Here is a 20549-nt window from a genome sequence, read left to right on the forward strand (position 1 = left end):
TCAGATAAAAACGGAGTTTGATTATGTTCTGCAGTAAACGTTTGATTGTGGCACTTGGTTTGACGGCAACTCTGGCCCTGGCCGGGTGTGGTGGCAGCTCGGAGCGGCAGGCCAAGTATCTGGAGAAAGCGCGGGATCATCTTGCGATCGAGGATTACGACAAGGCGGCGATAGACAGCAAGAATGTACTCAAGATCAATCCAAATAATGTAGAGGCGCGTTTTATTCTGGCTCAGGTGGCAGAGCACAATGAAGACGTGCGACGGATGCTGGGAGACCTCACCGCGGTAGTTGATCTCGAGCCCAAACACGTTGAAGCCAATCTCAAGCTTGCCAATTTTATGCTTGCTGCCAGCCAGCTGGAAGACGCCGAAAAGCACGCTCAAAATGTGTTGAGCGTGGATCAGGGCAATGCAGAGGCGACGTCGGTTCTCGCCGCCATTGCACAGCGCCAGGGTGACCTGGACAAGGCCCGGGAGCTTGCTAAGCGAGCCGTCAGCTCGGATGCTTCGCAACAGATGGCAGTTTCTGTACTGGTTTCTCAGTTGGAGGACGAAGCGCCGGAGGAAGCCCTGCGCTACATCGATGAAGGGCTGGCAGCCGACCCGGACAACGCTATCCTTGCAGGATTGAGAATTAACCTGCTCGACAAAATGGGACGCACCGATGAGGCGCTCGCCCAGTTTGAGGAGCTGGCGGCGACCGATCCCGAGAATCTCAAACTGACCGCTGAACTCGCTCGGTATTATACGGCCCGCTTCCGGGTGGATGACGCAGAGGCGTTGTTGCGCAGCAGGGTGAAGGACTATCCGGAGGAGGTCGAATACAAGGTACTGTTGTCCAGGTTCCTGCAGGAAACCTCCGGCGTGGACGCTGCCCGTGCAGTACTGGAGGAAATGCTGGCGGCGCAGCCCGAGGAATTTGGACTACGCGATGCCCTTGCAGTTCTACTGGTCAAAATGGGTGATACGGAAGCTGCAACCCAGGTCTACAAGGATACCTTCGACAATAGCGAGGACCAGCAGGACCAGCAGCTGGCGCGCAGCCAGCTCGCCAGGCTGGCACTTTCCACAGGTGACAGGGAAACCGCCCGACGTTGGTATACCGAGGCCCTGGATATCGAGCCTGGCAACCCCAATGCGCTGCTTACCAAGGCCAAGATCGACCTGCTGGAGGGCGAAAATAATGAGGCCATTACCGACCTGCGGACAGTAATGCGCGCCGATCCGGACAGCGTCGAAGCGCAACTGCTGTTGGCGGACGCCTATACCAAAACCGGTTCCCCGGAGTTGGCTCTGGATGGTTACCGCAAAGTACTGGAGGTACAGCCTGATAATCAAGTCGCACTTTTGATGAGTTCTGTGTTGCTGGTACGTAACAATTCGCTGGACGAAGCGGCGAGGAATCTCGAGACACTTTTGAAGACAAATCCCGACAATGTCTCAGCTGTAAACCTGCTGACAGATGTCTACGCCAGGCAGAAGCGCTGGGAAGAGGCGGAAGGCCTGGTAGAGCAATTAAGCCAGAATGAAAACGCTCCCGGTGTGTCCGAACTGATGTCTGCGGGCCTCGCAGTTCGCCAGGGTGAAGAGGAAAAGGCGATACCCCTCGCCCAGGCCGCCCTGGAGAAAAACCCGAAACTTGAAGGGGTCTATCCACTGTTGGCAGGTGCCTACCTGACGGAGGGCAGGACCGAAGAGGGCATTGCCTGGTTTGACAAGTGGGTCTCACAGCAACCGGAGAACGCCGCTGCGTTGTACTCCCTCGCGGGTCTGTACCTGGCAGCAGGTGACGCGGCGAAGGCGGAAGAAATTTACCTGGGAGTATTGGAGGACGCGCCAAGGAATACCAACACGTATCTCAGCCTCGCCAAAATTTACGCGGACCAGGGTGCAATGGATAAAGTCCTCGCGATCTACCAGCGTGGCTTGCAGGCGAATCCGGACGACGTGCTACTCAGCGCTGAACTGGCAAACCGCTACATGCAGGTCGGTCAGATTGACAAGGCGATTACGACCCTGGAGTCCGCTTATGCAATACATCCGGAAAATGTCATGATTCGCAATAACCTGGCTTCACTGTTACTCGAGTACTACCCGACCGAGGACAACCTGAGTCGGGTACAGAAAATCACCCGGGGTTTCGAGTCCGCCAAGGCTCCCGCCTTGCTGGATACCGCAGGCTGGTTGCAGTACCGCCTGGGTAATTATACCCAGGCCGTGAGCCTGTTGGCCGCAGCGCAGCGTGCCGGTGGTGAGGGTGTCGAGTACTGGTACCATCTCGGCATGGCCTACGCCTCGGATGGAAAGGTGCCGCAGGCGAAAAAAGTGCTTGGCAAGGCACTGGATTCCGACGTTTCCTATCCCGGCCGGGCGGAAGCGGAAGAGACCTTTGGCCGGCTGTAAGGGGCAGTTGCGGGACCAGTCTTCGGGTTACAAAGAAGACTGATCCCGCTTCCCCGGGGTTTGGCTTGCCGCTGATTTCACTTTCCGCTGATTCCACAAATCCACGATTTCTCGCTTCCCCGATTTCCCGTTTTGTTAAGAAATACTGACGACGCCACACCTCGTTTTTACCCCGGATTAGGTCAGTTTGTCAGTAAAATTTACTACTGATGTGGCGTGTTTTGGTAGCGTTGGTGTGCAAATACATTCGCGTAACATTATGAAAAATATAGTAAAAAAATGATTTCAAGAACGGATTTCCCCTCTTCCGGAGCGACTTTTATCAGTGCTTTTAACTAAATTTTTGTGCTTACTGTCGCGCGAATTTACAAATAATTACGCAACGGGCTGTTTTGCCTTTCAATGCCGATAAAAATTCCCGAAAAAGCGTTGTTAATCCTTTTAAAACAGCAGCTTATGTTATCTGGCACAGCGCTTGCTCTATATTCCTCGAGGGTAAGTGATTGCTAATTCCACGAGGTGCCGGAGTGATTACCCTCAATTTATAAAGTGATGAAAAAAGGGCCAAAACGGGGTGCGAACCCGGCATGGAACGCAACGGATCTTGATCTCTGTAGAGCCCCTGAAAGCTCTCGCAGTGTAGGAAGAAAGCCGAGCAGCCCTTGATAAAACTATCTACGAGGAAACTCAAATGAATAAAGTGAAGACTTTTGCCTCTGCTGCGGTTCTGGCCCTGGCTGCCGGTCAGGCGAGCGCGGCTGTTATCGATGTTACCGCGGTAATTACCGGTATTGCCTCCGGTGGCGGCGCCTACAGCGAAACCACTGGTTCAGCGATTGGTACCTATGACGACGTCAGCCAGATCCTGACCCTGAACTACACCCAGCAGCAGGACACTTCTGCACCGGTATACGCAGTAGGTGTCATGGAGCTGTCCGGCCAGGTGATTGTTGACTTCAGCGGCGTAACTCCGTCAGCGCAAATCTCCGTGACCGACTGTAATGGCATCTCAGGGTTCGATGCCTGTTTCGCCTCCGGTTCAGGCACTGGCCTGCACCCGACCGACACCGCTTACGGCACCTGGACTTCGTTCACCACAGAGACCCTGTCCTCTGGCGCTAATGCAGTTATCAACTATGCCGTAACCCCTTCGGCAGTTCCGCTGCCCGCAGCTGCGTGGCTGTTCGGCTCCGGCCTGCTTGGCCTGGCGGGCGTCGCCCGTCGCCGCAAGGCAGCCTGATCCCGGTTCTGGCCAACCAGGCCAGAACATCATGGGAAGTGGTATTAAAAAACAGCCCGCTTGGACAAGCGGGCTGTTTTCATTCTGATCCCCCGATTTACTGACGCGGTGAGTTTTGGTCTTCCTCCCGTACAACTCATCTCTTTTGGCGAGCATATTTTCTCGCCTTGTTTGCAGCAGGTGGATTTCCTGCTTGAAATCTCCTTCCCGGGCTTGTGCCGCCTAACTATGGCGATTACATTTTACGGTTCAAAAAAATGCGGCTGGCTACCCTGGACGGCGTGTAGTGTGGTCCACGAACAGCACATGAACAGGTTACACCCCGATGAGCCAACTTGATCCACGGAACTGGGACAATTTTTGGAAACGCGCGAATGTCACTTCCATGGAAGGCGCAGATTTCCGTGGTAATTACGATCTTGAAATTCTCGATTTCTGGAAAAATCAGTTCAGCAAAGGGGCCGATCACGTTGTAGATCTCGCTACCGGCAACGGCGCCCTGGTGTGGATTGTCAATGACCTGTTGAATAGTCCCGAACCCCGCAGCCGGATCACCGGCGTCGACCTTGCCAGCACCAGTCCATTCGAAACGCTCAAGCGAAGGCCTGCTGATTATCCGTTGGTGAAGTTCGTACAGAATACCAGTATCGAGGCACTGCCATTTAAGGACGACTCAATCGACTTCATCATCAGCCAATGGGGGCTTGAATATTCCACCCTGTGCAATACTATTCCTGAAGCCTCGAGGGTGTTGAAGCCAAAGGCAAGGATGGCCTTTATCTGCCATTACGAAGGGTCCAGCATCCTCAAGGACACCACCATGAAGCTGGAAAAATTCACGGTGCTCCTGGAAAAGGAAGTAGTCTTCGAGCGCTATCTCGAACTCGATGCCTTGTACAACTCACACACTAGCCAGAAGGGAGTACAGTCAGACCCACGTCACAGTCGAATTGTCGGATCACTGAACCAGGCGCTCTACAGTATCCAGCACTACATCGGGCGATCCACGGACCCGTCCATCAATGTGCTGCCGAAAATCCTTAACAACCTGTCGGAACTGTTTGCTCCGCGCCAGCCTCTGAAGCAGCCCCGCCGCGCGAAGGATATCCTGAAACTCAAGGACAATGTGCTGGCTTCGGTGGCACGAATAGAAGACCTGCGAGCCGCGGCACTTTCCTACGATGAATGTGATGAACTTGAGGCGCTTATCACCGAAGCCGGCTTTGCCATGGTAGAGCGCAAACCCATTGTGCATTCCAGGCTCGGGAATGTGGGCATGGCATTCGCTGCCGCTCGGGGGGGCGCCGATCTGAACGGATCGAAAATTCGGGGTCACTCCGCTGGCAGATAAAGGTCTATGAAGAAAAACAAGCCAAAAAAAAATTTCAGGAAAAGTCAGGGTATCGGCCCGCAGGTCTCGATCCAGGAGACGTTCAGTTCCCCGGTCAGGCAAATGGCGTTTGCGGCGGCCATGCGCCTTGCAGAAGAGCGGGAACAGCGCGGTGAGCGTCGCGTCGCCGAGTCCATTTATTCGCAGCTTCTGGATCAGTGCCCGGGACGAAACGAGCCGGCGATCCGCTTGCTCAACAGTTTTATCCTGCGCGGCGAATTCGAAACCGCCCGCGTCCAGGCCTATCGCGTGGCGGCCCTGTTCAGGAACGACGCGGAAGTACTCGTGGAGGTTGCAAGGTTCTTCCAGCAGGCGGGAGAGCCGGAAAAGGCCCTGGAATTGCTCGACGAGACACTGCAAAGGCCCGATTTCAAGGATCGCCACATTATGCTGCGCGCCACCGCCAATGCCTATCTGGAGCAGGGCAGGACCGAGCAGGCAGTCGGCTTGTTCAAACAGGCGCTGGAACTGTGTGACAGTGATGTGTCCATCCTCTTCGGACTCGCCAGGGCCGATCGGAAAAATTCCGGGGCTGACGTCCTGGAACGTCTTCTGGCTCTGTGCAAGGCGGATACAGCCAGGCCTGAAGAAGTGCCCGTAATGCATTTTGCCCTCGCCTACCTCTACGAGGGGCGGGATAACGACCGCTATTTCCATCACCTGAAGCTCGGCAACGAGGGACTCGCCCTGGATCACAGGCAAGAGATCGAGCGCCTGCAAAAGAGGCGCGAAATGATATGTGCGCACGCCACGGCGGAATTTTTTCAATCGTTTGCTCCGCGCAGCCCGGATTGTCCTTCGCCTGTTTTTATCGTCGGTCCTCCCCGTTCCGGTACGACCCTGGTTGAGCAGATCCTCAACGCTCATCCGGAGACCCGCGGGGTGGGCGAGAGTATCGCGTTCGTGGCAGCTATCAACCGGGTTCTTCAGGAAGAGCGAGAAGCAGCGGATATATTGTCCTGGAGTCCTGCGCGGATCGAGCCCTGCCTGGAGAGGCTGGAGCGTTATTTTTTCGATCACCGTCGAATACCGGAAGAAGCCCGGAACTTTACCGTCATCGACAAGGGAATTGAAAATCTGGATTTCGTCGGCCTGATCCTCCTGACCTGGCCGGATGCACGGATTGTGCGCATGAAGCGACATCCGCTGGATACCATTCTGTCTTGCTACCACCAGTATTTTGTCAACGGGCGCAACACGTTTTTCAATCTTGAAGCGCTCGCCCATTTTTTCGTGAACTACCACCAGACAATGGACTATTGGGAACAGCTGTTTCCCGATCGGGTACTAGCCGTGGAGTACGAGCAACTGGTCCAGGATCAGGAAGCAGTCACAAGGAGATTGCTGGAGTTTTGCCGGCTGCCATGGAACGATGCCTGTCTGCAGTTCCACCGGCAGGTATCAACCGTGCTAACTGCTAGCAATCTCCAGGTACGGAAACCGCTTTATGCCAGGTCAGTTGCCCGTTGGGCTCCTTTCGAGAAGGAATTGGCACCAGCGATACGGATTCTTGAACGTGATCTCGACCTTTCTTTTACAACTTCTGCGCAAACCTGACAATTTTACCTGCTGATTGTGAAGCAGTGTTGAGCCCGGAAGTTCAAGCCTCGGCGGGTTGAAGAAGATGCGGCCAACAAAAAAGGCGGGAATCAATCCCGCCTTTGGCGACTGCTACTATTGCGGTGTCCGGATTCTACCGGGCTTGTGGTGGACGGGCGCTCAGTCTACTTGCGCAGACGGCGGAGCCCGATGCCGAGCAAGCCTATTCCGAGAGCAATCAGTCCCGGAACCGGTATCGCAGGTATGCCTGTTGTGGAACCGGGTGCAGCGATCCCCGGACTGGTAGGCGGAGCGCTGGAATTTGCAGTGACGGTATAATTCAGGGTTGCGGTGGCTCCCGCAACAGTTTTAACCGTAGTGAAACTATTCCAGGTCCCCGATATTGCATCGACTGCTACAGGACCGTCACCTGCTCCTGAGGCAAAGCAGGCATCAAACCCCGAGATGGAACTGCAAGTGGTGACGGCGTTTGTCGCGGAAGGTGTTCCGCCACTGAAGTCGGCAACCACCTGGCCGCCGACTTCCATGACACCAATAGCATAGGCAGGTGCAGAAGTGTCCTGTTGCTGGGCGTAGTTGAGTGTGAGGATCCCGCTGACGTCATCATAGGTACCGGTTGCAGAACCCGTGGTAACACTGGTGCCGGCACCGGTGGCGCCGCCAGTAATCACGGCGGTGACATCGACAACCGTCGCGCCAGCCTGACTTGCCGCGAGGGTTAGAACAGCGGCGGAGGCGAATGTCTTTAGTTTAGGCATTATTGGTTCCCCTTGGAGGCGTTAAAATTAGGTGTTTTCCACTACCAGTTGGAAGAATCGCAGCAGTACATATCTGTAGCCCGGAGCGGGGCAGGCGCTTGCGGGCCTCTTCTGTTTTGTTATTTCGTCCCCGGGTGAATCGCTGCTATGCGAACACAGGGCCGCGGACAACCCCGGCTTTATTGGAGTCAGTCGGCTGCAGTGTATCAATTGGGTAAGAAGAGGCCAGCAAAATCCGCCGTCAGAATTTTTTACACTGCTGGCTCAAAGTGCTTAAAAATCAGTACTTCCGGCGATTGTTAAGTCAGAACTGGATGGCGTTGAAACGATGCAACTCAGGAGAACTGATAACGTCCGATGTCGATCCCGTAGGCGCCATCCTCCAGGCTCCTGGAAATCGAAACCGCTCCGCCGTTACTGGCCACCTGGGCTTCCTGCAGATCGACAATCTGCGGCTGCGCGTATTCCTTCTTGCCGCGGTCCAGTACCAGGATGATTTTCGGCAGCAGGCGGCGGGTGCGGCTCTCGGCGATGACGATACCGACTTCACCGGAGGTGAGTTCAACGATCGAACCGGGTGGATAGATACCGATCGCCTGGATAAAGGCTTCGACCAGTTCCGCCTGGAACAGTTTATCGCGCTGGCTGTAGAGGAACTTGATGGCTTCCGCCGGCGACATCGCCTCCGCGTAGGAACGCCGCGAGGTAATCGCATCGTAGGTATCGACGATCGCAGCGATGCGGGCGAAGGGGGGAATTTGCTCGCCGGCCAGGCCGCGGGGATAGCCGCTGCCGTTGTGGCGTTCGTGGTGGAAAGCGACGATATCGACGACATCCTGGTTGATGATGCCGCTTTTCTTTACCAGGTGAACACCGTGGGCCACGTGATGGCGCATTTCGCGGGTTTCTTCCTCGGTCAGTTCCCGGTCTGCCTGCAGCAGTTCCGGGTCGACCAGCAGTTTACCCACGTCCATCAGTACCGCGCCGATGGCGAGGGAGCGCAGGTCGCGTTTGTGCAGTCCGATCTGGCGTCCGAGGGAGACCGCCCAGATAGCGGTGCTGAGGGAGTGCTGGTAGCTGTATTCGTCGTGCTGCTTGAGGCGGCCCAGCCACAGGCAGGCATCCGGATTGCGGCTGATGCTGCCGACAATCGGGTCGGCGGACTTGCGCAGGCGCATGGTATCCACCTTGCCTTTTTCCGCCACCGACTGGAAGAGATCGGTAATGTCATCGAGCAGGGTGTCGAGTGCCTTGCCGGCGCGCGGGTGTTCGTCTTTCCAGGTGACTTCGTCCGCGTAGCGGGCGATATCGCGGCCGTGGAAAATTTCGCGCATGGTCTTGCGCGGGCGATCCCCCTGGGCACGCCTGGCCAGGGCCTCGCTCACGTAGACGCACTTGTGCACGTCCACCCAGACGTACTCGCAGAACTCGCGTACGCGCTCGATGTCGTCGTCAGTGCGGATCAGGAATCCCTGGGTCAGGAATGGTGTACCCAACCAGGGACGGTCCAGGTTACTGACGAACATTCCTTTGCCGAGATCCTTGGTGGGCACCTTGACTGTCTGGAGCATGAACTTACCCTCTAAAAATAAAGCTGGCCCACTTGCTAAATTAACTCCTTTTGAGCAAAACGTCGGGAAATATCTGAACATTTCGGTAGAAATCCCCCAAGCCGTGATGCGGTTCACGGTTTGGTTGTTATTTGAGCAGGTGGTCCGGGTTTCCAGGCGGCGGTTCAGGGGATGTCCCGGTCAGTTCCGAAGGGTTGCCGGACAAGAAAACAAGACCGTCCCGCAGGGGAAATCCCGCTCCGGGCGTCGCTGGCTCCCAGCCGCGGATAGACCGCGTAATCCGCCCCGTGCATAATGCGCCGCATGTATCACCAGTACTTTGGCCTCTCCGAAGCCCCGTTCTCGATAGCGGTAAATCCGCGCTACCTGTACATGAGCGCGCGACACCGGGATGCACTGGCGCACCTGCTCTACGGGGTGGGCGCCGGAGGTGGCTTTATCCTGCTCACCGGGGAGGTAGGCACCGGCAAGACCACGGTCAATCGCTGCCTGCTCGAACAACTGCCCGATGACACCGACGTTGCCATCATCCTCAACCCGGCGCTCAATGCCATCGAATTGCTGGCCTCGGTCTGCGACGAACTGGGTATCGCGTATCCGGAAGGTGATTGCACGCTCAAGTCCCTGACCGACCGCCTGCACCGCTTCCTGCTCGACAATCACGCCCGCGGGCGTAAAACGGTGCTGATGATCGACGAGGCCCAGCACCTTGATTTCGCGGTACTGGAACAGATTCGCCTGCTCACCAACCTCGAGACCAACAGCGAGAAACTGCTGCAGATCATCCTGATCGGCCAGCCCGAACTGGCCCAGTTGCTGGCGCGTCCCGAGTTGCGCCAGCTCAACCAGCGGATAACTGCCCGCTATGACCTCGGGCCGCTGAACCTCGCCGAAACCCGCGCCTACATCCAGCACCGCCTGCAGGTGGCCGGCATGGCTGCGGACCGCGAACTGTTCCCGCCGCGTGTCGTACGCGGGATTTTCCAGCGCACCCGCGGCATTCCCCGGCTGATCAACGTACTTTGCGACCGGATCCTGCTCGGCGCCTACGGGCGCAACAAGGGGCGCGCCGACATGGCGACCCTGCAGCAGGCGGCGCGGGAGGTCATGGGCGACCAGGGCCAGCAGCGCAAGCACTGGCCCTGGGTGTTGGCGGCGTTGCTGCTTGCGCTGGCGGGCCTCGCGGGCTGGGCGTATTACGCCGGCATGCTCCCACCACCAGTGGCGAGCGCCGTTGCGCCGGCAGCGGACACCGCGGTCGCAGCCCCGGCAGCGGATTTGCAACCGGTGCAGGTACCGCCGAATCCGCCGCTGGCGGAGGGCGCCGTGCAACCCGATATACCGCCGCCGACGACCGCCGCCGCAACCGGGGCTATGCCTGCAGTAAGTCCGGCAGGCCTGCCGGGCAATGGCCCGGCGCTGGCCGGCGGCGAGATGGGCGGCGAGATGGGCGGCCCTTCCACAGTGGCGCCATCCAGTTCCGTGCAGTGGCTGTTGCCGCCCGGAGACGCCCAGGCCCTGCTGTGGTCGCTCACCTCCGCTGAGCCCTATCCCGGTGATCCCTGTGGCGGAGAGGACATCGCCTGCGCCGAGGGCGAGGCGCGAACCTGGGCGGAGCTTGCGGTGCTGCATCGGCCGCTGTTGCTGGAGATGGTGACCCCGGAGCGCTTTGCCGCCGCAACCCTGCTGCTGGATATCGAGGGCCGCCAGGCGTGGGTGGCGACTGCCAGCGGCGTACAGTTGGTGGACCTGGCCCTGCTCGCCCCGCTGTGGCAGGGGCGTTACCACTACGTGTGGCATACCCCCTACGGTTTCCAGCAGGCGGTGGCCCTGGGTGATAGCGGTCCGGTGGTGGCCCAGATAGCCGAGTTGTTTGCACAGCTCGATGGCCAGGCAGAACCGCTGGCGAACACCCGGTTCAATACGGCACTGCAGCAGCGGGTCAAGCTGTTCCAGCGCAGTAAAGGCCTCGAGGATGACGGCGTGGTCGGGCTGCGAACACTCCTGGTATTGAACCGCGCACTGGGTATCGATCCGACCGCCGAACAGGCGCGCATGGCCCTGGCCGCAACCGGGCAACAGGCCGGCGCGGCGCCGGCGGCAGGGAGCGAATTGTAATGTCGTTGATTCTGGATGCCCTGAACCGCTCCCGCCAGGATACCGGCGAGGTGCCGGGCCTGCATTCCCAGCCGCCCGAGGCCCCGGCGGCGGCGCGTTTGCCGCTGGTCCTGTCACTTGCGGCGCTGTTGCTGGCCCTGGTCGTCATCGGCTGGTTGGTGCTGGGCCCTGACCGGGACACCGGCGACCCGGTGGCCGCCGCGCCAAATTCGGTCGCGTCCCCAGCGCAGGCGCTAGCGCCAGCGGCAGTGGAGCCGCGCACCCCGCTGCCAGCAGGTGCCGTGCAGGAAGTGGCCGCTCCACAGCCAACCCGGGAGTCACCGTCGCAGGCGCAGCCCCGGGTGGAGCCCGCGGCGGCCACGGAGCCCCCCCGCGAGAGCGCACCGGCCCCCGCAATTTCTTCCCGTCCGCAGTCGGAACCGGCCAGCCAGGATCCCGCGGTGGCGGCCCTCTACCAGCACCCGCCGCAAGTGCAGCAGGCTGCCGATGCAACTGCCCCCAACCCGGCGCCTTCCCCGTCATCTGCCCGGCCGCAGCAGCCGGCCAGGGCGGCTGCGGAAAGCGAGCAGGCGATAGATATCGACGCCCTCGTACGCCAGGCCGAAAACCAGCTGGCCGACGGCGACCTGGGCGCGCACCCCGCGCCGCTCCTGAGCCAGCTGTCCCAGCAGACCAAGGATGCGATTCCCACCCTGCTGTACTCCGCCCACGGCTATTCCGGCAAGCCGGGCCAGTCCACGGTGGTATTGAATGGCAAGCAGTTGAAGGTCGGCGGCAGTCCCGCCGCGGGGGTGAAAATCGAGGAAATCCTTCCGGATTCCGTGGTGCTGAGCTTCCGCGGCGAGAAATTTCGCCTGCGCGCCCTGAACAGCTGGGTCAATCTCTAGCACAGCGCCGCTGCGGACTGTTCCCCGGGAGGATACGGCAGCGGTCCCCGAGGAATGTCGCGGCCTGCCAGCCGTCGCTCAGCTGAAGGTGAATTGCAGCCCGAGCTTGCTCAGGTAGCCCTGCTCCTGTTCCAGTTCGCTGACGGTCAGCGGGTGCGCGTCCATCCAGCCCTCCGGAAAGGCCAGGGCGAGGCTGCTGTCACCCGCCTCCACATTGAGGTCCGGCAGCTGCTCCAGTGCCTCCACGTACTTGAAGCGGCCCGCCAGCCGCAGGATTGCCAGCAGGTAGACCAGCCGCTTGTGGCGGGCGGCGGCAATCGCGTCCAGCAACAGGGTGTCCACCTTGCCCCGCTGGCCCTGGGTGATGATGGCGAGCAGTTCCTGCTCCTCCTGGGAAAAACCCGGCAGGTCCGCGTTGCGCAGCAGGTAGGCCGTATGGCGGTTGAAATGCTTGTGGGAAATCGCCATGCCGATTTCATGGCTGCGCGCCGACCAGTGCAGCAATTCCCAGTCCGCGGCCTCCAGCTTCCACGCGCTGAGCGTGGCGTCATAGAGCAATTTGCAGCGCCGCTCGACGATCGTCGCAATGGCCTCATCCGCGCCGTAGCGCTGGATCAGGGCGTTGACCGTCCGCTCGCGCACATCTTCGTGGCTCAGCCGGCCCATCAGGTCGTAGATCACACCCTCGCGCAGTGCGCCGCGGGAGGTGCGCATCTTGGAAATACCCAGGATATCGAACAGCGCCGCGGCCACCGCGACCCCGGCGACGATGACGTTGCGCCGGCTTTCCGACAGGCCGTTGAGATTGATCTGCTCGAAGTTCTTGAACTTGAGGAGCTTTTTCTCCAGCTTGTCGAGGGCCTTGCGGGTAATGACCCCCTTGGTCCAGCCATTCGCAGCGACGATGGCCGAGATGGCGTTGAGGGTGCCCGATGAGCCCACCGCTTCCGTCCAGTGCCGGGCGCTGAAGTGGCTGGCGATGTGGGAGGTCTCCAGCCGGGCGCGGTTGTAGGCGCGCCGGTAATTTTCCGGGCTGATGATGCCATCGGGAAAATAGTCACTGGTGAAGGTGACACAGCCCATCTGCATGCTTTCCAGCCGTTTCGGCTCAAAGCGCTTGCCGACAATAAATTCCGTGCTGCCGCCGCCAATATCCACCACCAGCCGGGCGCGGGCGTCATCCGCCAGGGTGTGGGCCACCCCGAGATACACCAGGCGGGCTTCCTCGCTGCCGTAGATCACGTCTATCCGGGTGCCGAGGATTTCCGCGGCGGGAACCGTGAAGTCACGCCGGTTATGCGCCTGGCGCAGGGCGTTGGTGCCGACCACGCGGACCCGCTCGGGCTCCACGCTGGAAAGCAGCTGGGCAAAGCGCGCGAGGCATTCCAGGCCGCGCTGGATCGCCTCCTCGCTGAGCTGGTCGTCGACCACCCCGGCGCCCAGCTGGACCTTTTCCGACAGGACTTCGACCGGGCGCATCTCGCCGTGCTCGACACGGGCGATAATCAGGTGAAAAGAGTTGCTGCCCAGGTCGATGGCCGCGAGCAGGCTGCCATCGGTAAGGGGCTTTACGTCATCTGCCAAGGTGGAAGTGTCCCGCAATGTGTATCGGATTCATGGTAAAGCATTTGCCGGGGCCGGCGTAACCCGTATCCAGACCGGTGGTCGCGCTCCCGCAGGGACGTATTCCCGTGGGTCGGGCCGGCTGTGCGCCAGCCAGTAGTGCCGCTCCTCTCGCAGACAGGCCCCGACAGGGTTAAAATTCCCGGCCTCGCACTAATCAGAGAATCGACAAAGGACACCAGCATGGATATTACCCTCACCGAAGAACAGGCCATGATCCAGGACATGGCGCGCAAGTTCGCCGAGGGCGAACTGGCCCCGGTTGCCGCGCAGCTGGACGCCAGTAAGGACTACGTGCTGCTGCAGGAAAAACTGCAGCAGCTTGCGGAACTGGGTTTTATGGGCCTCAACATCAGGGCCGAATACGGCGGCACCGAGGCTGGCGTCGTCGCTTTCAGCGTCGCCATGACCGAGATCGCCCGGGCCTGTGCCTCCACCGCGGTGAGCATGTCCGTGACCAACATGGTGGCGGAAGTCATCCAGGCCATCGGCAGCGAAGAGCAGAAGGCCAAATACCTGCCGAAAATCTGCTCCGGTGAATATCCCGCCGGATCCTTCTGCCTGTCGGAAGCCGGCGCCGGTTCCGATCCCGCCGGTATGCGTACCCGAGCCGTCCGCGATGGCGACTACTGGATTCTCAACGGCACCAAGATGTGGATCACCAGTGCCGCGTATGCAGGCGTATTCGTGGTCTGGGCGATCACCGATCCCGAGCGGCCCAAGGGCAAGGGCATCTCCTGCTTCCTGGTCGAAGCGGGCACACCGGGCATCACTATCGGCAAGGCCGAGCACAAGATGGGCCAGCACGCCTCGGCCACCAACCCGGTGATCTTCGAGGACTGTGCGGTGCCGGCGAATGCACTGATCGGCGAGTTGAACGACGGTTACCGCATCGCGGTAGAGGAACTGGCGGGTGGGCGTATCGGCATCGGCTCCCTGGCGCTGGGCGTGGGCCTGGCCGCGATGGACTACGCGCGCCAGTACATGACCGAGCGCGAGCAGTTCGGCCAGACCATCAGCCGCATGCAGGGCCCCCAGTGGATGATGGCGGATGCCTATACCGAACTGGAAGCCGCGCGCTTGCTGCTGATGAACGCCGCCTGCCTGAAAGAGGCTGGCAAGCCCTTCATGAAACAGGCGGCCATGGCCAAGCTGTACGCCACCGAATCCGCCAACCGGGCCTGTTACACCGGCCTGCAACTGCTCGGCGGTGTCGGCTATACCCAGGAGTGCCCCCTGGAGCGCAATACCCGCGATGCGCGGGTGACTTCGATCTATGAGGGCACCAGCGAGATCCAGCGCCTGATCATCGCGCGGGAGTTGCTGCGGGAGGTCTAGTCCTGGTCCGGGCAGGAAAAAAGCCGCCCCGAGTCGGGGCGGAGAGTGTTGCTGCTGGCTATGTTTCAGGAGATGCAACAAGCCAGCAGGCCCGCAATCGGTGCATGCACAATCGAGCGAGTGGACCAGGGGCATGAACTGCAGCAGGTAATTGGAACGTCAAACCCGCTGCGCAACTGGCCACTGTCAGGGAGTTAGCACTGATCGCGCCAGAAGTAGAAAAGCGTAGTTACAACAAGGGGTTATTGGCGGCAGTTGTGTGACGCTAACCTCGGGGTGAGCGCAAGTGTAAAACTGAATGACAACCACGCCAGCATTCCAGAGAGGTCTAGCAATAGCAGATTCTGATCCACAAGTGGAGTTTAGCTGCCGCAACAATGTCTTGGTAAATTTGCAGAGGAGCCCAAGAACTGGAGGTGTAGAAAAGCTAACGCTGGAAAGGTCAGTGACCCACCGCCAGCCGCGGTGTGCGCGCCGGCATACGGGTCAGCAACTCATATCCGATCGTGCCGGCGTGACGCGCGATCTCGCCTACCGGCAGGCCCTCGCCCCAGAGAACCGCTTCGTCGCCGATAGCGACCAAGGCAATGTCGGTGACGTCCACGGTGATCATGTCCATGGACACGCGCCCCGCCAGGGCGGCCCGCTGGCCCCTGACCAGCACCGGCGTGCCGTTCGCGGCGGTGCGCGGGTAGCCGTCGCCGTAGCCCACGGTAACGGTGGCGATCCGCGAATCGCGTGCGGCGCGCCAGGTGGCGCCGTAGCCCACCGTCTCACCCGCGGGCACATCGCGCAGGGCGATGATCTCCGAGCGCAGGGTCATGACCGGGCGCAGCTGGTCCGCATTGGCCTGGGGTACCGCGAAGGGGGAATCGCCGTAGAGCATGTAACCGGGGCGAATCCAGTCGTAATGCGCGGCAGGCCAGGCCAGCACCGCGGGGGAGTTGGCGGTGCTGCGCGGCCCCGGCAGTGTCGCCGTGACTCGCTCGAACAGTGCCAGTTGCTCGCGGGTTTGCCCGCCATCCAGTTCATCGGCACTGGCGAAGTGGGTGCAGCTGACGACCTCATCCGCCACGTTGGGGCAGTCGCGCAGGCGGCGGTGAAAATCCCCCGCCAGTTCCGGCGCGACGCCGAGCCGGTGCATGCCGGTATCGATTTTCATCCAGGCGGTGACCGGGACGGGCAGGGTGGCGGCTTCGAGCCAGAGCAGCTGCTGTTCGCTGGCGACCACCACGGCGAAGTTGTGCACCGCGCACAGGGTCAGTTCGTCCGCGCTGAAGGGGCCTTCCAGCAGCAGTATCCGGGCTGCCACGCCCGCCTCGCGCAGGGCCAGCGCCTCCTCGATGGCGGCGACGGCCAGGGCATCGACCATCGGTTCCAGCGCCCGGGCGATGGTCAGCGCACCGTGGCCGTAGGCGTTGGCCTTCACCACGGCCATTACCTGCGTATTGGGGGCCGCGGCCCGCGCCACGCCGAGGTTGTGGCGCAGTGCGTCCAGGTTGAGTATTGCCCGGGTTGGTCGTGCCATGGATACCGCCGTCAGAAATCGAATTTGTGCGCGCTGTACAGGGTTTGCGCCGCCAGCCAGACGTTACCCACCTGGCCGTCGCCGACCGCCTGGCCGTCTATCTCCACCACCGGGGCGATCTCCTTGGTGGAACTGGTCAGCCAGACTTCGTCGGCGGCGCGCAGGTCCTCCAGGCTTATGACGGTTTCCTCCACCGGGATACTGCCGTCCCGGCGCAGGATTTCCAGCAACATCAGGCGGGTAATGCCGGGCAGTTTCTGGTGGTCCAGCGGCGGTGTCCTGACCACGCCGTCCTTCACCACGAATACGTTGCAGGCGGATGCCTCGGTCAGTTCGCCCTGCTGGTTGTAAAGCAGGGTCTCGGTATGTCCGCCGGTGTAACCCTGCTGGAAGTGCATGACGTTGCCGAGCAGGGCCGTGGACTTGATATTGCAGCGCCGCCAGCGCAGGTCTTCCGTGGTGACCACGGAGTAGGTCGGCGCGGCCGACTTGTCCGCGCGCGGTGCCGCGGGAATTTCAAAAGCGAAGGCAAACACTGTCGGAGTGATGCCGACCGGGTAGGCGTGGTGGCGGCGGCTGTCGGCGCCGCGACTGACGTGGATATAGATGCCGAGATTGCCGCTGCCGTTGCGCTGGATCAGTTCCTCCACAATGCTCCGCCAGTCCTCCAGCGTCGTGTCCAGCTTGATCTCGATGGCGGCCAGGCCCTCGCCCATGCGCCGCATGTGGGGCTCAAAGCCCACCAGGCGGCCACCGTAGGAGGGAATGACCTCGTAGATGCCGTCGCCGAACAGGAAACCGCGGTCCATGGGCGAGATGCGCGCTTCGTCTATCGGCAGGAAAGTGCCATCCAGGTATACGATGCTCATGATCGCTCCTTTAGTAGTGTGGGTGTGATCGCACAATGCGCTTGCACGGACAGTGGGGCTCCCGCGGGAACCGGATTCAGTTTCGGCATAGCTGTCGCAGCTCCTCGATAACGGCGGCGCCCTCGCTCGCCGGCAGGCCGTCTTCGGTGAGGGTGTTTTCCCGGGTCACGCCGTCCACGCTGCCGCGCTGGGACAGGTAGTGCAGGATGTTCAGGGGCGCGATATCCGCCAGCAGGTCGATACCGCGCCAGTGGCCGAGCAGGGCGATCAGGCCGTAGGCCGCCCAGTTGGAGACGTCGGCCACCAGCAGTTCGTCGCAACTGGTCATGGCCGGCTTGATGTCGAGCTGGGAGATGGTGTCGTGAATCTTGCCCATGCCGATCTCGTTGCCGCCGTCGCCGATGGCGATGGTCGGACACTCCGCCAGGGTCAGGTAGTGGTCGAAGCAGGCGGTGTGCTCGCTGATATCCTCGCCGCGCATGTTGTAGTAGCGCTCGTCCGCGGCCAGCCCCGGGCGTTCGATGGAAATTACCGCGGAGGGGCACAGCTCGGCGAGGTGTGCGCGCGTCTTTTCGCGGGCGCTGGGTATGTCCCAGGTTTCCAGGTTGAGCACCCGGTGCTTGTCGTCGATACACTGTGACAGGGGGGCCGCGCAGGCAATGATCGGGCTGGCGCCAAGGGTTTCCAGCGCCTCGTAGAGGGCGATGGCGCCCACCGGTCCGTCGGTCTCGAAGGTGCCGACGACAGGGAAGCCGGTGCCGATCAGCACCGTGCCCTGGATATCCCGCAGGAGCTCCGCCGCGCGCAGGAAATATCCAGGCTCGAGGGCCGCCCGGGCTTTTTGCATGTGTCGCGGATTGCGGGCTACCAGTGCCGCTTCAATCGCGAGGCTCAGTTCGTAGTCGTTCATATCCGGCGCTCCGCCAGTCGCAGGTTTTTATGGTAGTAGGAGGCGAGCAGCAGCGCATTGTGCGCGCCGTGCTGGCTGATGGGGGTGAAATGTACCGTGCCACCCGGCGCCGTTTGCGCCAGTTGCGCGCAGTCCAGCGACAGGGCGGAGCCGATCTTGGGGTAGCCGCCGATGGTCTGGCGGTCGTTGAGCAGCACGATGGGCTGGCCGTCGGCGGGAATCTGTATGGCGCCCTGGCAGATGCCCTCGGAGAGAATTCCCTTGATATCGCAGTCGATGGCGGGGCCTTCGAGTCGGTAGCCCATGCGATCGCTTTTCTGCGATACCGCGTAGGCGTGGCTGAACAGGCGGCGTTGTTGCAGGCGCTTGAAATGCCTTTCCTGGTAGCCCGGGATCACCCGCAGGGTAACGCTTTTCCCGTAGCGCGGCCGCTGCGCCTCGGGCAGGTACAGCCGCTGGCGCTGGCTGACCGGCGCGCAGGGCAGCGCGTCGCCCGCCTGCAGCTTTTCTCCGCGCAGTCCGCCGAGGTGTTCGCGCACCACGGTGGCGGTACTGCCAAAACTGGGCGCGACGGTGAAACCGCCGGCGACGCCGAGATAGGCGCGGCAGCCGGATTCGGCGAAGCCGAGGGCGATCTGGTCGCCCGCCCGGACCGGCAGGACCTCCCAGCCGGCTTGCGCTGCGCCATTGATGGTCAGCGGCATGGCCGCGCCGGTCACGCAGATGAAGGTATCGACGGTCGCTTCCAGCTGCAGGCCGCCGAAGCTGATTTCCACCGCGGTGGTGTTGGCGTCGTTCTGCAGCAGCCGGTTGCCGTAATCGAACGCTACCGGGTCCAGCGGGCCGCCGGTGGTGAGTCCCAGCCGGTGGCGGCCGAAGCGGCCGCGGTCCTGCAGCAGGCTCAGCATGCCGGGCTGGATGACACGCAGGCTCACAGTTCGCCCCCCAGTTCCAGGAAGCGCGCGCGGTCGATGGGCTGGAAACGCACCCGGTCGCCCACACTCACGGGCATCGGCGGTTCCGCCGCGGGGTCGAACATGCGCACCGGGCAGCGCCCGATGAGGTTCCAGCCGCCCGGAGAGGGTGCCGGGTACACCGCGGTCTGGCGGTCGGCGATGGCCACGGCGCCGCGCGGCACCCGCTGCCGCGGGGTGGCCAGCCGCGGCGCGGCAATGCGTTCGTCCACCTCGCCGAGGTAGGCAAAGCCCGGGGCGAAGCCGATGGCGTAGACGCGGTATTCACAGCCGCTGTGCAGTTCGATGACCTGGTCGACAGTGAGTCCGGCATTGGCGGCCAGCGTTGACAGGTCCTCGCCGGCTTCGGGGTGGTAATATACCGGCAGCACCCGTGTTTCGCCCTCAGTGGCCAGGCTGGCATCGAGACCGGCGAGGCAGCCGCGCAGGCGCTGGCCGACGCTGAAATGGTCGGTGCGCAGGGGGTCGTAGATCACCAGCAGGGACGCGTAGGAGGGCACAAGGTCCACCAGGTCCTCGCCCAGCGCGATCTCCGCCGCGGCAGCGGCCGCCTGTACCCGCGCGGAGACGGCGGGGCTGGTCTCCTCGCCGAGGTAGAGAATCAGGGCGTTTTCGCCCGCGGCATGCAGTTCCATGGAACGTCAGCGCTGGTCGACGAGGGCGCGGATATCGCGAATGGCCGACACACCCTCCTGGTTGTCACCGTGCACGCAGAGGCTGTCCGCCGCCAGCGGCAGGCGCATCCCGCTGTAGGTAATGACCACGCCCTCGTGCAGCAGCAGGGAGACCTGCTCGAGCATTTTTTCCCGGCTGTGCACGGCGCCGGGCAGGCGCCGCGAGCGCAGGCTGCCGTCGTCTTCGTAGCAGCGGTCGGCGAAGGCCTCGAACAGCACGCCGACGCCGAGCAGTTCCGCCTCTGCACGGTGCTCCGCGGCGGCGGCGGTGGCCTGCAGCATCAGCGGCAGCGGCCGGTAATAGCTGGCGATCGCCTTGAGGATCGCACTGCGCACCTCGGCCCGGGCCATCATGTCGTTGTAGAGGGCGCCGTGGGGTTTGACGTAAGCCAACTGTAATCCCGCGGATTGCGCCATGCCGTCGAGGGCCGCGACCTGGAACTGCAGGTCGGCGATGATCTCCGCCTCGCTGAGGGCCATGGAGCGGCGGCCGAATCCCACGAGGTCCGGGTAGGCCGGGTGGGCGCCCACGCTGACCCCGTGCTCGGCTGCGAGCGCCAGGGTATTGCGCATGGTCAGCGGGTCGCCGGCGTGAAAGCCGCAGGCGATGTTGGCCTGGTCGATCCAGGGCATGACCTGGGCGTCCATGCCCATTACCCAGTTGCCGTGGCTTTCCCCGAGGTCGCAGTTCAGCAGCATGTCCT

The 20549-nt window shown here is 61.6% G+C and carries 16 protein-coding genes; 7 read left to right on the forward strand and 9 right to left on the reverse strand.

Translation table 11 applies throughout. The features are described 5' to 3' along the window. The first annotated feature begins 23 nt into the window (after nt 1-23). The 4 genes from ACNKU3_RS00535 to ACNKU3_RS00550 all read left to right on the forward strand — a co-directional run bounded on the left by ACNKU3_RS00535 (nt 24) and on the right by ACNKU3_RS00550 (nt 6592). Complete coding sequence (locus tag ACNKU3_RS00535) at nt 24-2405, forward strand: tetratricopeptide repeat protein (protein WP_418257446.1); 2382 nt, start codon at nt 24-26, stop codon at nt 2403-2405. 691 nt (nt 2406-3096) lie between these two features. Then, nucleotides 3097-3645 carry a VPLPA-CTERM sorting domain-containing protein gene (locus tag ACNKU3_RS00540; RefSeq protein ID WP_418257447.1) on the forward strand — a complete coding sequence of 183 codons (549 nt, stop codon included), beginning with the start codon at nt 3097-3099 and terminating at the stop codon, nt 3643-3645. A 325-nt stretch (nt 3646-3970) separates the two neighbouring features. Beyond that, nucleotides 3971-4996: a class I SAM-dependent methyltransferase gene (locus tag ACNKU3_RS00545; RefSeq protein WP_418257448.1), complete on the forward strand. Its 1026-nt coding sequence runs from the start codon at nt 3971-3973 to the stop codon at nt 4994-4996. 6 nt (nt 4997-5002) lie between these two features. Continuing rightward, nucleotides 5003-6592, forward strand: a complete 1590-nt coding sequence (locus ACNKU3_RS00550; RefSeq protein ID WP_418257449.1) for a tetratricopeptide repeat-containing sulfotransferase family protein — start codon at nt 5003-5005, stop codon at nt 6590-6592. 167 nt (nt 6593-6759) lie between these two features. On the opposite strand, the gene ACNKU3_RS00555 is transcribed toward ACNKU3_RS00550, so the two are convergent. Continuing rightward, the gene (locus ACNKU3_RS00555) at nt 6760-7353 is read right to left on the reverse strand and encodes a hypothetical protein (RefSeq protein WP_418257450.1); all 594 of its coding nucleotides are present in this window, start codon (nt 7351-7353) and stop codon (nt 6760-6762) included. A 335-nt stretch (nt 7354-7688) separates the two neighbouring features. After that, entirely contained in the window at nt 7689-8924 is a 1236-nt protein-coding gene (locus ACNKU3_RS00560; protein WP_418257451.1) for an HD-GYP domain-containing protein, read from the reverse strand. Between the two features lie 303 nt (nt 8925-9227). Between ACNKU3_RS00560 and ACNKU3_RS00565 the strand changes: the two genes are divergently transcribed. Then, complete coding sequence (locus ACNKU3_RS00565; RefSeq protein ID WP_418257452.1) at nt 9228-11042, forward strand: AAA family ATPase; 1815 nt, start codon at nt 9228-9230, stop codon at nt 11040-11042. After that, nucleotides 11042-11929 (forward strand): general secretion pathway protein GspB, encoded by an 888-nt coding sequence (locus ACNKU3_RS00570; protein ID WP_418257453.1) that lies wholly within the window; start codon nt 11042-11044, stop codon nt 11927-11929. The genes ACNKU3_RS00565 and ACNKU3_RS00570 overlap by 1 nt, the downstream gene beginning before the upstream one ends. 78 nt (nt 11930-12007) lie before the next feature. On the opposite strand, the gene ppx is transcribed toward ACNKU3_RS00570, so the two are convergent. Further along, on the reverse strand, nt 12008-13513 hold the full coding sequence (gene ppx, locus ACNKU3_RS00575; protein ID WP_418257454.1) for an exopolyphosphatase: 1506 nt from the start codon (nt 13511-13513) through the stop codon (nt 12008-12010). 222 nt (nt 13514-13735) lie between these two features. On the opposite strand from ppx, the gene ACNKU3_RS00580 reads away from it, so the two are divergent. Further along, nucleotides 13736-14890: an acyl-CoA dehydrogenase family protein gene (locus ACNKU3_RS00580; protein ID WP_418257455.1), complete on the forward strand. Its 1155-nt coding sequence runs from the start codon at nt 13736-13738 to the stop codon at nt 14888-14890. Between the two features lie 442 nt (nt 14891-15332). Here the strand turns inward: ACNKU3_RS00580 and alr are convergent, their stop codons facing one another. The 6 genes from alr to ACNKU3_RS00610 form a co-directional block, all read right to left on the reverse strand. Continuing rightward, entirely contained in the window at nt 15333-16418 is a 1086-nt protein-coding gene (gene alr / locus ACNKU3_RS00585; RefSeq protein ID WP_418257456.1) for an alanine racemase, read from the reverse strand. Between the two features lie 11 nt (nt 16419-16429). Next, nucleotides 16430-17287 carry an aminotransferase class IV gene (locus ACNKU3_RS00590; protein WP_418257457.1) on the reverse strand — a complete coding sequence of 286 codons (858 nt, stop codon included), beginning with the start codon at nt 17285-17287 and terminating at the stop codon, nt 16430-16432. A 76-nt stretch (nt 17288-17363) separates the two neighbouring features. Next, on the reverse strand, nt 17364-18197 hold the full coding sequence (locus tag ACNKU3_RS00595) for a DUF4392 domain-containing protein (RefSeq protein WP_418257458.1): 834 nt from the start codon (nt 18195-18197) through the stop codon (nt 17364-17366). After that, the gene (locus tag ACNKU3_RS00600; protein WP_418257459.1) at nt 18194-19132 is read right to left on the reverse strand and encodes a biotin-dependent carboxyltransferase family protein; all 939 of its coding nucleotides are present in this window, start codon (nt 19130-19132) and stop codon (nt 18194-18196) included. The genes ACNKU3_RS00595 and ACNKU3_RS00600 overlap by 4 nt, the downstream gene beginning before the upstream one ends. Next, a complete protein-coding gene (gene pxpB / locus ACNKU3_RS00605; RefSeq protein ID WP_418257460.1) occupies nt 19129-19806 on the reverse strand; it encodes a 5-oxoprolinase subunit PxpB in 678 nt (225 codons plus the stop codon). Before pxpB ends, ACNKU3_RS00600 begins: the two co-directional genes overlap by 4 nt. A 6-nt stretch (nt 19807-19812) precedes the next feature. Beyond that, nucleotides 19813-20544, reverse strand: a complete 732-nt coding sequence (locus ACNKU3_RS00610) for a 5-oxoprolinase subunit PxpA (RefSeq protein WP_418257461.1) — start codon at nt 20542-20544, stop codon at nt 19813-19815. Nucleotides 20545-20549: the final 5 nt, after the last annotated feature.

The organism is Haliea sp. E17 (assembly GCF_048323675.1).
In the GTDB taxonomy this organism is placed as follows: domain Bacteria; phylum Pseudomonadota; class Gammaproteobacteria; order Pseudomonadales; family Halieaceae; genus Mangrovimicrobium.

What these genes read in the sequence shown, in the direction of transcription:
- ACNKU3_RS00535 (WP_418257446.1), top strand. Translation starts at nt 24, where the DNA reads ATGTTCTGCAGTAAACGTTTGATTGTGGCACTTGGTTTGACGGCAACT.
- ACNKU3_RS00540 (WP_418257447.1), top strand. Translation starts at nt 3,097, where the DNA reads ATGAATAAAGTGAAGACTTTTGCCTCTGCTGCGGTTCTGGCCCTGGCT.
- ACNKU3_RS00545 (WP_418257448.1), top strand. Translation starts at nt 3,971, where the DNA reads ATGAGCCAACTTGATCCACGGAACTGGGACAATTTTTGGAAACGCGCG.
- ACNKU3_RS00550 (WP_418257449.1), top strand. Translation starts at nt 5,003, where the DNA reads ATGAAGAAAAACAAGCCAAAAAAAAATTTCAGGAAAAGTCAGGGTATC.
- ACNKU3_RS00555 (WP_418257450.1), bottom strand. Translation starts at nt 7,353, where the DNA reads ATGCCTAAACTAAAGACATTCGCCTCCGCCGCTGTTCTAACCCTCGCG.
- ACNKU3_RS00560 (WP_418257451.1), bottom strand. Translation starts at nt 8,924, where the DNA reads ATGCTCCAGACAGTCAAGGTGCCCACCAAGGATCTCGGCAAAGGAATG.
- ACNKU3_RS00565 (WP_418257452.1), top strand. Translation starts at nt 9,228, where the DNA reads ATGTATCACCAGTACTTTGGCCTCTCCGAAGCCCCGTTCTCGATAGCG.
- ACNKU3_RS00570 (WP_418257453.1), top strand. Translation starts at nt 11,042, where the DNA reads ATGTCGTTGATTCTGGATGCCCTGAACCGCTCCCGCCAGGATACCGGC.
- ACNKU3_RS00580 (WP_418257455.1), top strand. Translation starts at nt 13,736, where the DNA reads ATGGATATTACCCTCACCGAAGAACAGGCCATGATCCAGGACATGGCG.
- alr (WP_418257456.1), bottom strand. Translation starts at nt 16,418, where the DNA reads ATGGCACGACCAACCCGGGCAATACTCAACCTGGACGCACTGCGCCAC.
- ACNKU3_RS00590 (WP_418257457.1), bottom strand. Translation starts at nt 17,287, where the DNA reads ATGAGCATCGTATACCTGGATGGCACTTTCCTGCCGATAGACGAAGCG.
- ACNKU3_RS00595 (WP_418257458.1), bottom strand. Translation starts at nt 18,197, where the DNA reads ATGAACGACTACGAACTGAGCCTCGCGATTGAAGCGGCACTGGTAGCC.
- pxpB (WP_418257460.1), bottom strand. Translation starts at nt 19,806, where the DNA reads ATGGAACTGCATGCCGCGGGCGAAAACGCCCTGATTCTCTACCTCGGC.
- ACNKU3_RS00610 (WP_418257461.1), bottom strand. Translation starts at nt 20,544, where the DNA reads ATGCTGCTGAACTGCGACCTCGGGGAAAGCCACGGCAACTGGGTAATG.